The sequence below is a fragment of the Nonlabens sp. Asnod3-A02 genome (assembly GCF_045063755.1).
In the GTDB taxonomy this organism is placed as follows: Bacteria; Bacteroidota; Bacteroidia; order Flavobacteriales; family Flavobacteriaceae; genus Nonlabens; species Nonlabens xylanidelens.
On the sequence record NZ_JBEFOC010000007.1, the window covers coordinates 535,088 to 554,334 of the forward strand.

The following is a 19,247-nucleotide window of genomic DNA, read 5'->3' on the forward strand; positions in this document are numbered from 1 at the left end:
CTATTATTTAAACTGTACTGGTGTGCTGTCTACTTCTTCACTTGCTTTTACCTCTCTAGCTTTAACCATTTTCTTTTTAAAGATGCGTTCATACAGCTCTTTAAGACTGTCAAAGTTTATACGGTATTGTAGTCCTAAACCTTGAGTATAGTCTTCTTGTTGTCCTAGTTGTTGTAAGGTGTTTTCTCTATTAAATAGTTTTAAACGTAGAGTTCCATCTTCATTTATTAAGAATTCAATTTCTACATTACCTATTACAGCTCTTTCACTAGAACTGGTAGAGCCCACAGGAACACCTAGTTTACCATTAATTAAAACACGGTCTGTTATTTGTGTACTTAGTGTTATACCAAAACGGTCTGCACGTTCCAGGTCAGAATTAGGGTTACGTTCTGACGCTTCATAGCTTACTCCAAAGTTAAATTTACTATCCTCACGACTCACTAGGTCATTTACAATTCCTGTAACACTTTCTACCACGTTACCAGTAACAGCATTTTGGCCTATGCTATTTGGGTTGTAGAATGAGCCTGTAGCTACTAGTGATAGTGCTTGCAACTGTCTTTGAGATTTGTCATCTAGTCTGTACTGTAATTCTGAGCTTACAACAGAATTGGTATTAGGAAATCTAATAACAAACTCAGGATCAAAGAAACTTAAGTCACCTTGTAATTTAGTAAGAACCTCTACAGGAACTTGTGCGTTAAGGTTAGGGTTATCTAGTAATATAGAAGGGTTTGCTCTAGTATTGTATACGGCTTCTACATCTATATTTGCATTAGTAGGATCTCCATTCCAGTCCATGGTACCACCTGGTTCTATAGTAAAGTTTTTATTTACGATACCAGCATATTTAAAATTGTATATACCCTCGGTAACAATAAAATCACCGTTCATTATAAATTTACCGTTGGTATTAATCTCTAATAGTAAATTACCGACACCTCTACCGCGTATATAACTTCCGTTAGTTGGGTCTACTGTTATTTCGACTTCGGCATCAGGTGTGACTTGCAGTTCAAACCTTAGTTCTAGACCACTTATTTTATCTGTAATAACTTGCTCGCCAGAAATACGTGCTTTCTTTTCTTCAGGACTTAAAAAGTAAATGGCAGATGTGTCACCTAGAGACTCACCGTCATCTATAGGGACTTTAAAAACGGTTCCCTCACCAGTAGTAGCGATTACGTTAATGAAAAGCTCATTAGTAGGGCCTGTAATAGTGGCCTGTCCATCGATAAATGCAGTTCCATAATAAAGAGCATCTGGTGTCAATTGCGTGTCTAGAGCAAGCAATTTTTCTGATTCTATTTTAAGATCTAAATCCCAGAAACCAAAGTTTTTATGATTTATAGTACCAGATAGAACACCTCTGGTATTGTATTTTGTATCCTTGAGTTGTAAACTATTGAAATCAAAAGAGGTTGATGTAATTGAAATCTGTGAATTATTCTCAATATCAAAATCGGTGTTTAAGTAAGGAACTCTTAGACCTGCATCTCTCGTTTTGAGAGAGCCCACTATATCTGGTGCTTGTAGGTCTCCTGTTAATCTTGCTTGTCCAGATGTAAAACCTCTTATATTATCGAGAACTTCACCACCTAAGGGACTTAAGGCGACGAGATTAAAATCTTTAAAAACTGCGTTAACATCTATCTTACTGGTGGCTCCACTCGCATCAATATTACCAGATGCTGTAAATGTTTTTTGAACATCATCTTTAAGCTGCGCGTTGACATTGTATCTACTTAGGTCATCATTTCCAGTAACAGATAGCTCAAAATCACCTAATGGTGTTTCATTTACCTCAAATCCTTTTACCGTAAAATCACTAGTAGGCGCATACTTACCGTTAATTTGTTTTAACGATAGATCTCCATCTATGTGTCCTTTTAGTTTTAAGCTGTCTATAGGAGATGTAAGACTAGAGAGGCGTACATCTTTAAAGTCTAAGTGAAGATCTTTGGTGTCTTTTCCAGCAACATCACCTACTATAGTAATTAATTCTTCTTGGTGTTTTGCAACTAGGCTGTCTAATTTAAAAGTTTTAAAATCATGGTCAAATTTTAATTTCACTTCTTGATCTTGTTTATTTAAAAACCATTTTTGACCTTGAAAAACGACATCACTTTTTCTTATCCCTACAACAGACTCATTATTATCATTAATAGTGTGATAGAAACTCAAATTGAATTTATCAGTCTCACGTGCTGTACTATTAAACTTAGTACGGAAAAGTAAAGTGTCCTTATTAGTAACGTTTATCAACTGAAAGTCTTCAATATCATAAACACCATTTTTTACTTGGTCTACTTTAATGAATGTATTAAATAATGGGTTTTGATTGTTTATTTGAACATTAACCTGATCCAGTTCAATATCATAAACCTTAATATCTGGAGATCTAAATGTCATTCTAAACTGAGCCTCGTTACTAGCTACTTGACCTTTTAAAATAGTATTTTCACCTAAGTCAATTTCAGGGAATACAAGATCTACTATTTTATCATAAATTTTAAACTCATAATCAAGATATTGATCTTTAGTAATATTTTCTGACCTATAGTTGGTGTAAACGTTACCTATACTATTTTTAAATAGTTCAGGGATTTCAGCAAGTTTAAATACTCCAGATAGTTCACCTTCTATAATGTCGGGACTATTAATAGTGATGAGTCTCTCGTCGTTTATAAAAGATGATTCTATTGCAAAATCTTCAAAGACATAATCGTCATTATGGTTTTTGTAACTAGCATTATTAATTTTTATAGAACCTACAGCATCGTCCAGTGTGGTCCCTTTCATGTTCATGACTATATTTCCTTTTAGAATAGCTAGAGAGTCACGAGTAAACACATTGATAGCTTTTAAATTTGCATGTTCTATTCTAGCCTTAAAGTCATAGGTGTTAACAGCAGCGGTAAGGTCGGCTAGTCCATTAAAGTTCATTCTAAGATTAGGATCATTGATAGAAACTTTCCCTCTAAAAATAGGTTTCTTGAACTTCCCATTAACGACTATGTTCTTATAAGAATAGCCATTAAAATCTAGTTGAGCTACTTCACCTCTTAGCGTAGTGTTTACTTTTTCAGGATCAAAACCACGTCCATCAACATCTAGATCTAAGGTCACTACACCAAATTCTTCTAGACCTAGTATAGAGCCTAATTGAACTTGATTTAATTTAATGTTTCCATTATAAGCGATATTGCCACTTTGAATATCGTTTAAAACTAAATCAGAATTAAAATTACCCTTACGTGTAGATCCGGATAATTTAGTTACCACTCTGTTGGCATTGACACTTGCATAACCAGCAGCTTTAATGGTTCCTAATTGGTTCAATTCGGTAGGCATTGTATTACCTAGAATATTGGGTAAAAATCGTTTTAAGTCTGTGTTACTTATTTGTAGATTATCAAAATCACCTTCTATAAAAAAGTCATCTTCATTTTCTATAAGATTCTTAAATCGCATATTACCATCTATAGTGATATCGCTCAATGTTGTAGCGAGCATGTTATTTACAGTAAAGTCATTTAATGGACCTGTGAGTACACCGGTTAATTGTACTGTTTCATTCTCGATTATTTCATCATAGAATTTTCTCAACTCGTTAGTAGATAAATCAGCTTTTTTAATATGAAAATCCCAATCGACTTTATTTACAAAATCGATAAAATCTTCTCTATTATAAGACATTTTTAAGTCACCTTCAAGAATAGACCCAGCGGTATTAATAACTAAGTCGGTTGCAAGTATTTGTGATGGGGTATAAGAAAAATCAGTTTTGAGATTTTTAACCTTTAAAATTTTATTACCATTTACATCTGGTTTCATTACACCAGTGTACATGTCAAAATTAGCATCTTCTATCACGGCCGAAATGTTAGACCCCTCAATCTTTAACCCATCAGATTGTAGATTGAAATTTGTTGCCATAAAAGTTTCAGGATACTTTAAATTTTCATCGACTATACTTATTCTAGAATTAGTAATGTTTAAATCGTCAGTGGTAAGTATAAATGGTGTTGTAGATGTCCCTTCACTTTCTCCAAATTTATTGATGAATTCTGTTAAATTATCGTCACTATCACCTTTATACCTTTTCATGTGAAAATAAAGCCCATCTATAGAAGTGTCACCTAAATCAGGCTGTCCACCCAACAAATCTCCAAAACCTAATATAGAAGATTTAAGTTCTTTAAAATAAAAGATCGTATCCTTTCTAGAATCTAGAGCTCTTGATTCTCTGAGTATTACGTCTCCTGAAAATGAGATGTCTATAGATTCTATTTTGAGATCTGTATCATATTCTTCGTTAAGATAGGTCGTCGCACGATCTGCAGCTGCGGTTTGCACAGCTGGAAAAGAAAAAATTACTACTAATAAAATAAATAGTATTAGAAGTACAAGAGCGGCTTTCGCTAGTATTTTAAGAAGCTTCTTAATGATATATCATTTACTTTTGCAAAGATTACCAATTTTTATGCCTTTCTGCCTTAATGGATACACAAATTTCATACATTCTTGCAATTGAATCATCATGTGATGATACCTCTTGTGCCGTTCTTAAAAATGATCGCGTATTATCTAATGTAGTCGCTGGTCAGGAGATACATACAAAATATGGTGGTGTCGTTCCAGAACTAGCTTCTAGAGCACATCAGTCTAATATTGTTCCTGTAGTAGATCAGGCATTAAAACAGGCTGGTATATCAAAAGAAAACTTAACTGCTATTGCTTTTACTAGAGGTCCAGGACTTATGGGAAGTCTTTTAGTAGGTTCTAGTTTTGCAAAATCATTATCTCTAGCATTAAATATACCACTTATAGATGTTCATCATATGCATGGTCATATACTGGCACATTTTATTAATGAAGATCAAAAAACTCCAGATTTTCCATTTTTAGGGGTTACCATAAGCGGTGGGCATACCCAAATCGTAAAAGTTACAGATTATCATGAAATGGAAGTCATAGGTACCACTCAAGATGATGCGATAGGAGAGGCTTTTGATAAAAGTGGTAAGATGTTAGGGTTAGGTTATCCAGCAGGTCCTCAAATAGATAAATTAGCTCAAGAAGGAGATCTTAAGAAATTCCCATTTCCTGTACCTAAAGCGCCAGACCTTAATTATAGTTTTAGTGGTTTTAAAACTGCCGTATTGTATTTTATACAGAGAGAGGTAAAAAAAGATCCTGATTTTGTTGAGAAAAATCTAAAAGATATATGCGCTAGTATACAGTACACGCTTATTAAAATTCTTTTTCAAAAAGTAGAAAAAGCAGTAAAACAAACCGGAATTAAATCTGTTGCGATAGGTGGTGGTGTTAGTGCAAATTCAGGTATTAGAGCCCAGCTTTTATCATATAAAAATAAAGGATGGAATGTGTTTATACCTCCATTTCAATATACTACAGATAATGCTGCGATGATAGGTATATCAGGATATTTTAAATATTTAGAAGGAAACTTTGCAGGCATGGAAGTAACTGCTTCACCTAGAATAGAAATGTAATGCAATTATTTTATTTTGAAAATATTACCCTTGATACTACTGTTCTTCACTTAGATAAAGAACAAGCGCGTCACATGACTAAGGCTTTACGTAAAAAAGTAGGAGATACTGTCCATATAACAGATGGGGCAGGAAACCTCTTTAATGGAACCATAAGTCTGGTTACTAGTAGTAAATGCAATATAGATCTCGCTTTCGCGAAAGCGTACCCTCAACAATCTCCGAGACTACATGTAGCAATAGCCCCTACTAAGATGAATGACCGTATGGAGTGGTTTCTAGAAAAAGCTACAGAAATGGGAATAGCTTCCATTACACCATTATTGTGTGACCACAGCGAGAGAAAGAAAATAAATCTAGAAAGGTTTAAAAAGATAATTGTGAGTGCAATGCAGCAAAGCAATCAGTTTTACTTGCCTCAAATAAAAGAATTAACAGTCTTTAATCAGTTTTTAGAAAATCCAGTAATGGGTGTAAAATGCATCGCACACTGTGAAGAAACGGATAAAAAATTATTGACTCACATAATCAATCGTGAGCAAGACCTAACGATTATTATAGGTCCAGAAGGTGATTTATCAAGTAGAGAAATAGAGGCAGCAATCAACACAGGCTTTTCACCTGTGTCGTTAGGAACTAAAAGATTGCGTACAGAAACTGCAGGAGTTTATGCCGCTGCAGTTTTTAATAGTTTTATAGAACAGTAGCCATAGACGCAGCTACTACAGTCATATTTTCATCTTGTAATAAAAGAGCAACCTTAAATTTATTGTTCTCATTAATCATACTCGGTAATTCAAAAGTTTGGATACCTTTTTCTACGCTGGTCTTTAAAGGTACTTTCTTTAAAACTACATTAGGATTTACTAATGTCATATTAGTATTAGGACTTTTATTTATGTCTATTTCAAAAGAGTCCATTAATAGCAGTGCATAAGCATCAGTAAAATCTTGATTACTTTCTAGGTTATAAGACACATCAATAGTTCTACCATTTCTAGAAGCGGTAGGACTCATTAATTTTTCTGTTGTACTTGTCTTTTTTAAGGAATTGTTGAGCATCCTTATGTTAGTACCATCAAATTCTGTAGTACCGTTTACTATCATTTGTGGAGTAAAAGAAGGTTGGTGCAACTTGTTCTCGTAGCTACGTTGATAGTCTGTATGTCTAGCGTCAGAAAAGGTGTCTTTCCACCCTAAACTGTTCCAGTAGTCTACATGATAGGAGAGAACTATGACATTTTCATAATCCTTTATTGCATTAGCTACCGCATCTGCATTGTTACAAGTATAGCAACTTTGAGACGTGAATAGTTCAATAACTACAGGGTTTTTTTGAGGTGAAAATTGAATGGGTTGCGAGCTGTTTTCAATATGTTGAAATGCGAGCATACAGAATGCTACCGATAAACTGAGTATAGGTAACAGTATTTTTTGAGAGGTTGTTATGTTCATAACGGGGGGATTATGATGTCTTCAAATATAAAAAATTAACGTTATCGTAACGATTTTATTTTATTTTTTTTACACAAAAATTAATAACATTTAATAACTATTGTCATATAAGTTTGTAATTTGCTTTCTTATGAAAATATTTACTGTATTCTTAATTCTATTAAGCTCCATTTTTGTTAACGCTCAACAAGTTGCTGTTTTAAAATATAATGGTGGTGGTGACTGGTATTCTAATCCCACTGCTATGCCTAATCTTGTTCAATACTGTAATGAGAATTTAAAAACACAACTAGATAAAGAGGTTGCCACGGTAGAAGTAAGCAGTATTGATATTTTTCAATACCCATTTATTCACATGACAGGACATGGAAATGTTGTCTTTAATGAAGCCGATATTCAAAACCTTAGAAACTATTTATTAAGTGGTGGTTTTTTACATATAGATGATAATTATGGTATGGAGCCTTATCTTAATAAAGAACTCGTTAAACTTTTTCCACAACAGGAATTGATAGAATTACCATCTACACATCCTATTTTTCATAGTTATGTAGATTTTCCAAAAGGTCTCCCTAAAATTCATGAACATGAAGGTCAGCGACCACAGGCCAAAGGTCTTTTTCATGAAGGTAGGTTAGTCCTTCTTTTTACCTTTGAGAGTGATCTAGGGGATGGATGGGAAAGTCCAGAGGTACACAACGATCCACCGGCGGTGCGTAAAAAAGCACTAGACATGGGCGCAAATATTATTAAATACGTTTTTACCAACTAGAATATGAGCAAAGCAGTACATTCTAAATCCATTGCTTTTGGTATACTAAGAGCGCTAGGTATCATCTTTGGTATCCTTGTTTTACTTTGGTTCTTGTGGGAAATCCAGTCGGTACTTGCTTATATAGGTATAGCAGCAGTTTTTTCTCTTATAGGTCGACCTATCGTACTTTTATTGAGAGATAAATTAAAGTTTAATAACACCATTGCTGTGATTATAACATTACTCATATTATTTATGATCATCATAGGTGTTGTCATGATGGTTATACCTGTTATTACGGAGCAAAGTGAAAATTTAAGCCAGATAGACTTAGAAGAGTTACAGGTTAATATAGAGGTGCTTAATGAGCAAATAAGTAATTATTTTGGAATTAAAAGAGTAAATTTATTAGAGAGATTACAAAAAACCGATTATTACCAAGACTTTAATATGGACCTTATTCCTCAGTTCGTTAATGGTTTTTTTGGTACGCTAGGTAGCTTTGCAATAGGCCTATTTTCCATTCTTTTTATATCGTTTTTCTTACTTAAAGACAGTCGTTTACTATTAGAAGGTGTTTTAGTTTTTTCTAAAAAAGGTAATGAAGGTCAGTTTTTAAGAGCTTTTACAAAGATTAAACAACTCCTGTCACGTTACTTTATAGGCTTGGTGTTTCAGGTTCTAATTCTGTTTGTTCTTTATAGTGTTATTCTATTTATAGTAGGAGTAGAAAACGCTATTATCATCGCTTTTTTCTGTGCATTATTGAACCTAGTTCCTTATTTAGGGCCTGCCATAGGTTATGTACTTATGTCTGCATTTGTAATAAGTGATAATTTAGGATCTAACTTTTCTGACGTTATTTTACCGCAATTAATCATCGTATTCGTAGGTTATGGTTTAGTCCAGACCATTGATAACTTTTTAAATCAACCTTTAATTTTTGGAAAAAGTGTAAAATCACATCCTTTAGAAATATTCATTGTTATTTTAATAGCAGGTATTGTATTCGGTATATTAGGTCTAGTACTTGCTGTGCCTACTTACACAGCGATAAAGGTGATCTCAAAAGAATTCTTGAGTGAATATAAAATCGTTAAGAAACTGACTCAAAATTTATAAATGAATCTTAAGGTAATTCTGCCAGAAGTAATGGCATATTTAAGATCGTGTTTGCATGAAAACGCTGCTGCTTTTATGCTCAAGAAACATCCTTTTAATGAGGTGACTAATCTTGAGTTGACCCAACAATTGATAGGTTTACAGAAAGCACGCAGTAAATTCCCATCATTTTTTGAGAACGACCAGATTATTTATCCTCCTAAGGTAAATCTTGAGCAAACCAGTTCACAAGCTACCGCGGTTTATAAATCTCAAATATTTAAGATCGATAGTATAATAGATCTTACTGGTGGTTTTGGTGTTGATGTTTCCGCTTTCGCGAAAGCGTGCCCAACAACAACAACAACAACAACAACAACAACAACACACATAGAATTATCTAGCCAGTTGCAAGAGTATGCACAGCACTCTTTTAAAGTACAAGGTCTTCAAACGGAATCATATTGTGCAGACGGAATGCAATTTTTAAAAGAAAATAATTCCCTGTATGATTTAATATACATAGACCCTAGTCGCAAAACAGCGAGCCATTCAAAGGCAGTACTTTTAAAAGATTATGAGCCTAATGTGATAGAAAACCTTGAGCTTTTATTAGAAAAAGGTAAGCAAATCATGATTAAAACCTCACCCATGCTGGACATAACAGCTGGATTGCAGCAGTTAAAATATGTAAGTAGCCTACATATAGTTGCGGTTAAGAATGAGGTAAAAGAATTGTTATGGATTCTCAACAAAGATCAGGTAGATACACCGGTAGTTAAATGTGTAAATCTTTTAACAGTCCAGCCTGTATTTGAATCTGTAATAAAGTATAAATCGATAGGGCGTTATTCTAGCCCTTTGAAATATTTATATGAACCTAATGCTGCGGTAATGAAATCGCAAGAATTTGACGCGATTTTAGAACAATATCCGTTAGCCAAATTAGACCAAGATGCTCATCTATTTACTTCAGAGCATTTAATAGATTTCCCAGGTCGTGTATTTGAAATCAAAAACGTAATTGATAACAAGCCTAAAAAAATTAAAAGGCTTTACGGTAAAAGTGCTAGAGGAGTTGTAACACGCAATCACAAAGAGTCTGTTGCACAATTGCGTAAGAAATATCAGTTTTCAGAGCATGAAACCGATTACTTGTTTTTTACTAGTTCTGAAGAGTTGGGTAGTATTGTGATCGAAGCGATTAAATTATAGTTCTTTTTTGTGGTTAAATGTCAGCCTATATGAACATTCTTTAGATTATGTATTTTTGTTTTAAAAACTTGATAATCATTATGTTATATATAATTCATCAAATATCTTCCTTACGTTTAATTGTATAGGTAACTATAATAATGGTAAGAGCAATGACATTAATGGGAAAGCTTATAAACATAAAAACCATTGTGTCCCAAGTTCCTATTCCTCTCAATAACCAAATAGAAGGAATTAAAGTAATTACGAAAAATGTGGACCAAAATGGAGTCTTTTTCAAAATATCAATGATTAGCTTCATAAATTTTTAATTCTTTAAATATAGATAATTAGATTTTTAGTTAATAAATACTCGACTACTCAAAGACTCAAAAGCTCAACACTCACATACTTTTCAATTACTTTTGCATTCTTAAAATATAATCATGATCACAGTCGATAATCTTGCCGTAGAATTTAGTGGTACCACCTTATTTAGCGATGTCTCATTTGTAATAAACCCTACAGATAAAATAGCTTTAATGGGTAAAAATGGTGCAGGAAAATCTACGATGATGAAGATAGTTGCAGGTGCTCAAAGTGCAACACGTGGTCATGTAAGAGCACCTAAGGATGTTGTAATTGCATACTTGCCACAACATTTACTTACTGAAGATGATTGTACTGTTTTTGAAGAAACGGCTAAAGCTTTTAAGCACGTTTTTGAGATGAAAGCCGAAATGGATCATCTTAATAACGAGCTTACTGTTAGAACTGACTATGAGAGTGATGAGTACATGAAAATCATAGAAAAGGTAACAGAGTTAGGAGAGAAGTTTTATGCTCTAGAAGACGTTAACTATGATGCCGAAGTAGAAAAAGCTCTCAAAGGTTTAGGTTTTAAACAAGAAGATTTTACCAGACAGACTACAGAGTTTAGTGGTGGATGGCGCATGCGTATTGAGCTAGCTAAGATTTTACTGCAAAAACCAGATTTAATACTTCTAGATGAGCCTACTAACCACATCGATATAGAATCGGTGATATGGTTAGAAGACTTTTTAGTGAATAAAGCAGACGCTGTTATGGTGATTTCTCACGATAGAGCATTTATTGATAACATAACAAACCGTACTATAGAAGTAACTATGGGACGCATTTTTGATTATAAAGCTACCTACTCTCATTACTTAGTACTACGTGAAGAACGTAGAGCGCACCAAGTAAAAGCGTACCAAGAGCAGCAAAAATTTATAGCCGATAACATGGCTTTTATAGAACGTTTTAAAGGAACATATTCTAAGACTAATCAAGTTACCTCTAGAGAGCGCATGCTAGAAAAACTTCAAATAATCGAGATAGACGAAGTGGATAATAGCGCTTTGAAACTTAGTTTTCCACCATCGCCTCGTTCTGGTGATTATCCGGTTACAGTAAACGATGTATCAAAATCCTATGGTGATCACGTAGTCTTTAAAGATGCAAATATGTCTATCGCTAGAGGTGAGAAGGTATCCTTCGTAGGTCGTAATGGAGAAGGTAAGTCTACTATGATTAAGGCTATTCTTAAAGAAATAGAAGTAGAAGGGACTTGCGAATTAGGTCATAATGTAAAAGTGGGATACTTTGCACAAAATCAGGCAGCGTTATTAGATCCAGATTTGACTATTTTTCAAACGGTAGACGACGTTGCACATGGCGATGTAAGAACACAAATTAAAAATATATTAGGTCGTTTCATGTTTAGTGGTGACGATTTAGAGAAAAAAGTAAGTGTACTTTCTGGTGGAGAAAAAACCAGACTTGCTATGGTAAAATTACTCCTAGAACCAGTTAATCTATTAATTCTTGATGAGCCTACAAATCACCTAGATCTTAAGTCTAAGGATGTTTTAAAAGAGGCACTTTCTACTTATGACGGTACGCTTATTCTCGTTTCTCACGATCGTGATTTCCTTCAAGGACTGTCTGAGAAAGTATTTGAGTTTAAAGAACAACGCGTTATCGAGCACTTTGAAACCATAGATGCATTCTTAGAACGCAATAGAATTAAAAGTATAGCAGATATTAATTTGTAGAGATTTAAAATCAACCTATAAAAAAATGTCCTGAGATTTAATTTAAATCTCAGGACATTTTTATTTTTCTAATATTCCCACTGACGTAGTTTATTCAGCTCTTCTTGAGCTTCTATTTCTTCTACAGGAATTACTTTTAAGAAAGATTGATGTTGCTCAATAGCAAACTCTAACTGCTCCACGATCTTTTCTACAGAGTCATTTTCATAATCTATTTCTAGCGGTTCTTTAATAACCATAGATTGTAAAATATTACGCTTTTTAATGCGCAATCCTTTTTTATCAAAACTCCTACGGAAACCGTCGATAACAACAGGTACGACTATAGGCTTGTATTGCTTTATAATATGAGCAGTTCCTTTTCTAATAGGCTTAAAAGGCTTTGTAGTTCCTTGTGGGAAGGTGATTACCCATCCATCATCTAGAGCAACACCTATATTTTTTGTGTCGTTAGGGTTTACGGCTCTATTAATTTCTTCTCCTTTTGCTCTCCAGGTTCTTTCTACCGTAATGGCACCAGCATAAGAAAGTATTTTAGGCAGTAAGCCACTTTGCATAGTTTCCTTGGCAGCTACATAATATACATTTAGCTTAGGATTCCATAAGTAACCTATGTTTTTAATGCTGTCATCACGACCTTTTAATGCGGCATTAAATACGTGAAACATGCTTACCACATCAGCAAAGTAGGTTTGATGATTAGAAACAAATAGCACACCTGTTTCAGGTAGATTTCTTAAAATATCACTTCCCTCTATATCCATCTCATTAAAGCCACGATAGCGTCTGTGCGATAATGCACCAGCAATACGTATGAGCCATTTTTTGAGAAATAATATATGACCGAAAGGATTTTTTTTAAATAATCCCATGTAGTTTTTTTAATTTTAGGCGAATTACAAAGATAGTAATAGCTTTTTAAACTATCGCATTCTATTTAAAACCTGCAGTAATAAAAAGATCTTTGATTTCTTGTAGCATCATAGCCGTTGCTCCCCATACCATAACTTCGTTAAAATAAAAACAAGGTACCGTTGCGTTTTCCATATAACTGGTAGACAGTGTGGTAGTAGAGTTGTTTTTAGTATCCATTAAACTCTCTAGAGGGATTTCTATCACAGATTTTACTTCACTTAATTGAGGTGTGAATGATAGTTCCGCTTTCGCGAAAGCGAGATAAGGAAAAACCATGTAGTTACTAGGTGGAATATAGATAGATGTTAAGGGTCTTATTAAATGTTGCTGCGTTGTTAATATACCTATTTCCTCTTCTGTTTCTCGCAATGCCGTGACGCTATTATCTGCATCTGTAGGTTCTTTTCTACCGCCAGGAAAAGCGATCTGACCACTGTGTTTACCTGTAGATTGGGTGCGTTCTATCAGTACAAAATAAGGGATGTCTTTTTTAGGGTAAATCAACATCATGACAGAGGCTTCTTTATGTTCTTTTTTTTCTAACGCAATTTGCTGCATTTCTTCTAGACGTTCCACAGCAGCCATTTTAAGCTGAGATTGTGGCCCTGGAAGTGGTAATTTCTTTAGTTTTGAAATCTGATTTAAAAAATCCTCAAATGAAGTCACTAGTATTGATTTTAGCAGTTATACTATTAAGTATCTCTTGTAAAGATAGTCCACATGTGGTAGATATCAAAAATGAAAAAAAACAAGATACGGTTAAGAGATTAACTAGAGCAGAGCGTATTTTAGAAAAGACGTATAAGAAACAAATATCGGCAAATGGTGATACCTTACTTTCTTATATACCTCAAGATAGTGTTCAAGTATTCTTTACACGTTACGGAAAAGAAAATCCAGAAACTAAGGTGCGATTATTGACTACCTATGGAAATATAGAAATGGAGCTGTTTACAGAAACACCTATTTATAGAGCCAGTTTTATCTACCTAGTAAAGAATAAATATTTTAATGGCACTTTTGTGCATAGAGTGGTAGAAGGTTTTGTCATACAGGCTGGTAATAGTGATGAAACGCTGCCTTCTTTAAAAAGAGCTAGTGCAGGGAATTATAAACTAGAACCACACTTTTTACCTAACGTGCGTCATGAAAGAGGTTCTTTAAGTAGTGCAAAACAATGGGTTAATAATCCAGAAAACTGGCATGATCCATTTGATTTTTTTATCACTTTGAGTAAATCCCCACATTTAGATAATGAGCATACTATATTCGGTAGGGTAGTAAAAGGTATGGAGGTTGCAGACGCTATTTCTAAAGTTGAAAAAGATGACAGTGACTGGCCTAAAAATGATATTTTTATAGATATGGAAATTATAGATTAGGTTATTGTAATGTCTAGGTTTAGAAAAAAAAACACCCCTTGAAATCTTTGATTTCAAGGGGTGTTTTTTTTAATCTTAGATAAATACTAGTATCTGTAAACTATGGCATTTATATTCATTCCTGCACCTACACTAGCAAACATAACTACATCGCCTTTTTCTACTTTGTGTTGTGGCATTTTATCATGAATAACTAGATCCATAACAGTAGGAACGGTTGCTACAGAGCTGTTTCCATATTTATGGATAATCATAGGCATGATATCCTTAGGAACCTCCATGTCATACAGCTTATAGAACCTATCAACAATAGCTTCGTCCATTTTTTCATTGGCCTGATGGATGAAAATCTTTTTAAGATCTTTGATATCTACACCTGCTTGTTCCATAGCACTCTTCATGCCTTCTGGTACTTTGGATAAAGCAAAATTATATATGCGACGACCATACATCTTTATGTACTTGGTCTTATCTTGCAATTCTTTATTATAAGAAGTTTCATTGAATATGAAAAACGCCTCTTCTTCTGTATAAGTTGCCGTAGCCTGTCCTATAATACCATGCTCATCATTACTAGCTTCTAAAACTGCTGCACCAGCACCGTCAGAATATATCATAGAATCTCTATCATGTGGATCTACAACTCTAGACAAAGCTTCTGCACCTATAACAAGTACTTTCTTAGCAAGTCCTGATTTTATAAAAGAATCTGCTTGAGTAACACCTAGAATCCATCCCGGACAACCGAATAATACATCGTATGCTATACAAGTAGGGTTTTTAATACCTAGTTTATTTTTTACTCGACTCGCAAGACTAGGTACCATATCACTAGAACCACCATCAGACTGTATGTCACCATAGTTGTGCGCTACAATTATAAAGTCTAACGTCTCTGGATCACAATTTGCATCTTCTATTGCTTTTATAGCAGCAAGTGTTGCTATATCGCTGGTAACAAGTTCATCACTCATGTACCTGCGCTCTTCAATTCCAGTTATCGCAACAAATTTTTTAATAATAGTAGAGTTATCGCTACCGAAAGAACTACCATCATTATTTAAGAATTCATGATTCATGAACTCTTCATTTTTTCTAACTACATCGGGAATATGACTTCCTACACCAGTGATTTTTGCTCTCATTAACCTGCTTTTCAAACTTAGGGACAACAAAAAAAGTGATTTATGATGTTCATTCCTAATTATTAACAACGGAATATGTGGTATTTTTTACTTTGTTGAGAATCAATCAAAGAATAGGTGTTTTTCTTGCATTATATATAATGCAACGAATAGTAAACTAGCTGATTTTGCTGATTTTTCTTTTATTCTATAGATCAATTAGAGTGTATTGAATGATGAATTATTAGAGTTAAGAATGGTTTATATATCAAGAAAAGTAATAGTTTTTTAATCTAAAAAATATGAGTCTTTTTTTAGATGCTAACATTATATTTGCAAAATAATTCAAGAAACCTGAAAAATTTTATAATCATATTGGTGCTAATTTCATTTGCATTGCGACCTATGTACTACGTGGGTCAGTTCGTGTATTATGGAACTAACATGGATTATATTATAGAGAATTACTGTGTCAACAAAGAACGACCACAATTAAAATGTGATGGTAAATGTTTTCTTGCTAAAAAACTTATCGCAGCTAACGACTCTGAAACAGATGATTCAAAAAGTGTAGAAGCACATGCTTTTTTTCCTGTATTTTTAGAAACTCCACAAACGTTACAAATAGATAGTGATGTCATTTATAAAGATCACTCTATTAATTTCTCTTATCAATTATTATACAGTTATAACTGGTACGAGGCTCCTCTAAAGCCACCCATTTCATAAGTTTATTTTCCGTTTTTATTACAAAGACTTTTGACGTGAGTCTTCGATCGCGTCTACAATAAACTTAAAAAATGAATTTTTCAAAAACTATAGGAGCACTAGCTCTAAGTATCGCTATTATATCATGTTCATCTGACGATGACGCAATGGAAAACCTATCTAACCAGACAGGAGAACTTACTGTTAAGTTTGATAATGCTGTTGGTAATCAAGATTTTATATTTGATTCTTCTTTTTCTAAATCTAATGGAGAATCTTTTAAATTAGAAACACTTAAATACATCGTTAGTAACATCAAGTTAACAGACGAGAATGGAGTGGAATTTGAATACCCAACTAGTGATAATATTTTTATTATTGATGAGGCAAATGCAAATAATGCAGGTGAAATATATGTAGAATTAGATAATGTACCTGCTGCTAACTATACAAAGATCTCCTTTGGAATCGGTGTAGATCAGACTAGATTTGCTCAAGGTGCAGCAGGTCAGGGAGATTTCTTGACTACCGCACAAGATGCAGGTATGTTCTGGTCATGGGCTTCTGGTTATAAATTTATGCGTTTAGATGGAACTTATTCTGACGCTACCGTAACAGATCAACCGGTAAATATACACATGGGTAGTGTGGGAACGTCTCTAGATAACTATAGAGAAATCACTTTAGACTTACCTAATACTTCAAGAGTAAGAGAGGATTCTCATGCAGAGATTCACCTAGTAACAGATATCCTTCAAATTCTAGATGGCGCATCTTCATTGAATTTTTCAGATGGGTATGACCAGGTACATACTAATGAAATAGAAACTCCTATCATAGCAAATAACTTTATGGGTAGTTTCAGTGTAGATCACGTACATAACTAATAATCTATATAGTAATACCGCTAGAAGGGTTTAAACAAAACCCTTCTAGTTATTACTATGATTTTATCTGATATGAAAAAGTATATATTATTTGCATTAGGAATCCTCATGATTTCTTGCACAAAAAATGATATAGAAAACGGATACGAACCTATTCCTGTATCTTTTGAAAAACCAAGTAATTTTCCTGATCTTGTTTATAATCTAGATGCAAATCCTTTAACTGAAGACGGTATAGCCTTAGGTAAAGCTCTTTTTTACGAAGGAGATTTATCTTCTAATGGAGCAATAGCTTGTGCTTTTTGTCACGAGCAGGCATCAGCTTTTACGCATCATGGACATACTTTAAGTCATGGAGTAAATGGAAACATAGGATTTAGAAACGCACAACCTATTCAGAATTTAGGTTTTCAAGAAGCATTTACATGGGATGGAGCTGCATCGCACCTCGATTTACAGCCTATTATTCCTATTACTAGTGAGCTAGAAATGAACGAGACTTTATCTAACGTTATAGGTAAATTACAGGCAGACGAAGGTTATAGAAACATGTTTAGTAAGGCATTTGAAGATGGAGAGATTACCTCTAGCCATCTATTACAAGCCTTGTCTCAATTTATGGTGACTATGGTTTCTTCAAATTCAAAGTATGATAAAGTAGAACGTAATGAAGGAACGGTCTACACTACTATAGAAGCTGATGGTCTTGCATCTTTTAACCAAAAATGTACAAGCTGCCATGCTGGCTCTTTACAAACGGACCAGAGCTACCGCAATAACGGTCTAGCAGTAAACCCTAGGTTAAATGATTTAGGAAGGTATAATTTATTAGAAATACCAGAAGACCTATATAAATTTAAAGTGCCTAGTTTAAGAAATGTAGCTGTTACTTTTCCTTATATGCATGATGGACGTCTGTCAGACTTAGAATCTGTTCTGGATCATTATGACTCAGGTATGGTGGATACTGGTACCATAGATCCATCACTAGTAAAAGCAGACGGTAGTCTAGGTATCGATTTAACAGCTTATGAAAAAGAGAGCATCATTGCTTTTTTAGAAACATTAACTGATCAAGAATTTTTAAATGACGAGCGCTTTGCAGAATTTTAATAAAACTTTTATCACCCTATCCATAGGACTATTATTCAGTATCTCTAGTTATGCAGCTTGCCCACCGCATCTTGAAAAAATATTTTGTGACCTTTGTGGCTGTACTACCTCTAGTGGTAGTTCTGGTTTTGGGACACTCAATGATGTAAGTTTTATAGGACTGCGCTATATCCACCAGTCCTATGAATCACGAGATGGTATATTTGTAAATTCACCTACTAGTAAGGAGAATTTTAATACCTATCAAATATGGAGTAAAGTGCCGCTATCTAAAAAGTTCTCCATAAATGCGATGGTACCTTTTCAAGATTTATCAAGAAAACGTAATACCGGTTCAGAGCATATAAGTGGACTAGGAGATGTAACTGTGATAGGCTGGTACCAACATGTTTTTTATGAAAAGCCAGAAGGTTATAAAGTGATTTTTGAAAACAAAGTTCCTACCGGACACCAACTTAACTTTGGTTTAGGTGTAAAATTACCAACAGGAGAATTTGAAGAAGAACTCACAGATCGTATCAATCCTGGTTTTCAAGTAGGTACTGGTAGTGTAGATGTTCTAGCATCAGTTTCTCACACCTATTCTAAAAATAAGTTAGGTATCAATACACTAGCTACCTATTATTTTAAAACAGAGAATAAAAACGAATACCGATTTGGTAACCAATTCAGTGTTTCTTCAAATGCGTATTATAACATACCGTTTACTAAATCTGCTTTGAGTCCATTTCTAGGCCTATCAGCAGATGTTTATGACTCTATAGAGCAATTTAATGAGCAACTCGTGGATACAGATGGTTATATTTTTAACGGCAGTATCGGTACCGAATATAAATTTGATCAATTTGTTTTAGGAGCTAGTTACACATTGCCTATAGTTCAAGACCTTTTTGGTGGTGATGTAGAATCCCAAAATAAATTTTTACTGTACGCTAATTTTGTGTTGAACTAATTATAGAACACATAAAAACTTAATCATAGATCTAATGATCAGTTCTATGATTAAGTTTTTAT

The 19,247-nt window shown here is 34.0% G+C and carries 15 protein-coding genes and 1 pseudogene; 11 read left to right on the top strand and 5 right to left on the bottom strand.

Annotated elements, in window-relative coordinates; all coding sequences use genetic code 11:
• Positions 1–3 precede the first annotated feature (3 nt).
• Positions 4–4,362, bottom strand: coding sequence for a translocation/assembly module TamB domain-containing protein (locus ACJJVN_RS05775; protein ID WP_405377435.1), 4,359 nt, complete (start codon positions 4,360–4,362; stop codon positions 4–6).
• Positions 4,363–4,505: 143 nt separating this feature from the next.
• On the opposite strand from ACJJVN_RS05775, the gene tsaD reads away from it, so the two are divergent.
• Together tsaD and ACJJVN_RS05785 are read left to right on the top strand one after the other, a co-directional pair.
• On the top strand, positions 4,506–5,522 hold the full coding sequence (gene tsaD / locus ACJJVN_RS05780; RefSeq protein WP_405377436.1) for a tRNA (adenosine(37)-N6)-threonylcarbamoyltransferase complex transferase subunit TsaD: 1,017 nt from the start codon (positions 4,506–4,508) through the stop codon (positions 5,520–5,522).
• On the top strand, positions 5,522–6,229 hold the full coding sequence (locus ACJJVN_RS05785) for a 16S rRNA (uracil(1498)-N(3))-methyltransferase (RefSeq protein WP_104515313.1): 708 nt from the start codon (positions 5,522–5,524) through the stop codon (positions 6,227–6,229). The genes tsaD and ACJJVN_RS05785 overlap by 1 nt, the downstream gene beginning before the upstream one ends.
• Here ACJJVN_RS05785 and ACJJVN_RS05790 read toward each other — a convergent pair.
• The gene (locus tag ACJJVN_RS05790) at positions 6,216–6,977 is read right to left on the bottom strand and encodes a DUF1223 domain-containing protein (RefSeq protein ID WP_405369394.1); all 762 of its coding nucleotides are present in this window, start codon (positions 6,975–6,977) and stop codon (positions 6,216–6,218) included. The two genes, ACJJVN_RS05785 and ACJJVN_RS05790, sit on opposite strands and share 14 nt — an antisense overlap.
• A gap of 130 nt (positions 6,978–7,107) precedes the next feature.
• Here ACJJVN_RS05790 and ACJJVN_RS05795 point away from each other — a divergent pair, with 130 nt between their 5' ends.
• The 4 genes and pseudogenes from ACJJVN_RS05795 to ACJJVN_RS05810 all read left to right on the top strand — a co-directional run.
• A complete protein-coding gene (locus tag ACJJVN_RS05795; RefSeq protein WP_104515311.1) occupies positions 7,108–7,749 on the top strand; it encodes a DUF4159 domain-containing protein in 642 nt (213 codons plus the stop codon).
• 3 nt (positions 7,750–7,752) lie between these two features.
• Positions 7,753–8,853: an AI-2E family transporter gene (locus ACJJVN_RS05800; protein ID WP_104515310.1), complete on the top strand. Its 1,101-nt coding sequence runs from the start codon at positions 7,753–7,755 to the stop codon at positions 8,851–8,853.
• Positions 8,854–10,047, top strand: a complete 1,194-nt coding sequence (locus ACJJVN_RS05805; protein ID WP_405377437.1) for a THUMP-like domain-containing protein — start codon at positions 8,854–8,856, stop codon at positions 10,045–10,047.
• 425 nt (positions 10,048–10,472) lie between these two features.
• Positions 10,473–11,831 (top strand): annotated as a pseudogene (locus ACJJVN_RS05810) (ABC-F family ATP-binding cassette domain-containing protein); the annotation flags it as partial.
• Positions 11,832–12,172: 341 nt separating this feature from the next.
• Here ACJJVN_RS05810 and ACJJVN_RS05815 read toward each other — a convergent pair.
• Complete coding sequence (locus ACJJVN_RS05815) at positions 12,173–12,976, bottom strand: 1-acyl-sn-glycerol-3-phosphate acyltransferase (RefSeq protein WP_104515307.1); 804 nt, start codon at positions 12,974–12,976, stop codon at positions 12,173–12,175.
• Positions 12,977–13,037: 61 nt separating this feature from the next.
• Complete coding sequence (locus ACJJVN_RS05820; protein WP_405377438.1) at positions 13,038–13,685, bottom strand: NUDIX hydrolase; 648 nt, start codon at positions 13,683–13,685, stop codon at positions 13,038–13,040.
• Between ACJJVN_RS05820 and ACJJVN_RS05825 the strand changes: the two genes are divergently transcribed.
• Positions 13,676–14,401 carry a peptidylprolyl isomerase gene (locus ACJJVN_RS05825; protein ID WP_104515305.1) on the top strand — a complete coding sequence of 242 codons (726 nt, stop codon included), beginning with the start codon at positions 13,676–13,678 and terminating at the stop codon, positions 14,399–14,401. The two genes, ACJJVN_RS05820 and ACJJVN_RS05825, sit on opposite strands and share 10 nt — an antisense overlap.
• A gap of 86 nt (positions 14,402–14,487) precedes the next feature.
• On the opposite strand, the gene ACJJVN_RS05830 is transcribed toward ACJJVN_RS05825, so the two are convergent.
• Positions 14,488–15,546 (bottom strand): 3-oxoacyl-ACP synthase III family protein, encoded by a 1,059-nt coding sequence (locus ACJJVN_RS05830; protein WP_104515304.1) that lies wholly within the window; start codon positions 15,544–15,546, stop codon positions 14,488–14,490.
• 357 nt (positions 15,547–15,903) lie between these two features.
• Between ACJJVN_RS05830 and ACJJVN_RS05835 the strand changes: the two genes are divergently transcribed.
• From ACJJVN_RS05835 to ACJJVN_RS05850, 4 genes are all read left to right on the top strand, one after another.
• Positions 15,904–16,254 (top strand): hypothetical protein, encoded by a 351-nt coding sequence (locus ACJJVN_RS05835; RefSeq protein WP_146080395.1) that lies wholly within the window; start codon positions 15,904–15,906, stop codon positions 16,252–16,254.
• A 71-nt stretch (positions 16,255–16,325) separates the two neighbouring features.
• Positions 16,326–17,120 carry an MbnP family protein gene (locus tag ACJJVN_RS05840; RefSeq protein WP_405377439.1) on the top strand — a complete coding sequence of 265 codons (795 nt, stop codon included), beginning with the start codon at positions 16,326–16,328 and terminating at the stop codon, positions 17,118–17,120.
• A 72-nt stretch (positions 17,121–17,192) separates the two neighbouring features.
• The gene (locus ACJJVN_RS05845; RefSeq protein WP_405377440.1) at positions 17,193–18,233 is read left to right on the top strand and encodes a cytochrome-c peroxidase; all 1,041 of its coding nucleotides are present in this window, start codon (positions 17,193–17,195) and stop codon (positions 18,231–18,233) included.
• Positions 18,208–19,185: a hypothetical protein gene (locus ACJJVN_RS05850; protein ID WP_405377441.1), complete on the top strand. Its 978-nt coding sequence runs from the start codon at positions 18,208–18,210 to the stop codon at positions 19,183–19,185. Before ACJJVN_RS05845 ends, ACJJVN_RS05850 begins: the two co-directional genes overlap by 26 nt.
• The last annotated feature ends 62 nt before the right edge of the window (positions 19,186–19,247 follow it).

Coding starts and splice junctions, on each gene's coding strand:
- tsaD (WP_405377436.1), top strand. CDS start 4,506: ATGGATACACAAATTTCATACATTCTTGCAATTGAATCATCATGTGAT.
- ACJJVN_RS05785 (WP_104515313.1), top strand. CDS start 5,522: ATGCAATTATTTTATTTTGAAAATATTACCCTTGATACTACTGTTCTT.
- ACJJVN_RS05790 (WP_405369394.1), bottom strand. CDS start 6,977: ATGAACATAACAACCTCTCAAAAAATACTGTTACCTATACTCAGTTTA.
- ACJJVN_RS05795 (WP_104515311.1), top strand. CDS start 7,108: ATGAAAATATTTACTGTATTCTTAATTCTATTAAGCTCCATTTTTGTT.
- ACJJVN_RS05800 (WP_104515310.1), top strand. CDS start 7,753: ATGAGCAAAGCAGTACATTCTAAATCCATTGCTTTTGGTATACTAAGA.
- ACJJVN_RS05805 (WP_405377437.1), top strand. CDS start 8,854: ATGAATCTTAAGGTAATTCTGCCAGAAGTAATGGCATATTTAAGATCG.
- ACJJVN_RS05815 (WP_104515307.1), bottom strand. CDS start 12,976: ATGGGATTATTTAAAAAAAATCCTTTCGGTCATATATTATTTCTCAAA.
- ACJJVN_RS05825 (WP_104515305.1), top strand. CDS start 13,676: ATGAAGTCACTAGTATTGATTTTAGCAGTTATACTATTAAGTATCTCT.
- ACJJVN_RS05830 (WP_104515304.1), bottom strand. CDS start 15,546: ATGAGAGCAAAAATCACTGGTGTAGGAAGTCATATTCCCGATGTAGTT.
- ACJJVN_RS05840 (WP_405377439.1), top strand. CDS start 16,326: ATGAATTTTTCAAAAACTATAGGAGCACTAGCTCTAAGTATCGCTATT.
- ACJJVN_RS05845 (WP_405377440.1), top strand. CDS start 17,193: ATGAAAAAGTATATATTATTTGCATTAGGAATCCTCATGATTTCTTGC.
- ACJJVN_RS05850 (WP_405377441.1), top strand. CDS start 18,208: ATGACGAGCGCTTTGCAGAATTTTAATAAAACTTTTATCACCCTATCC.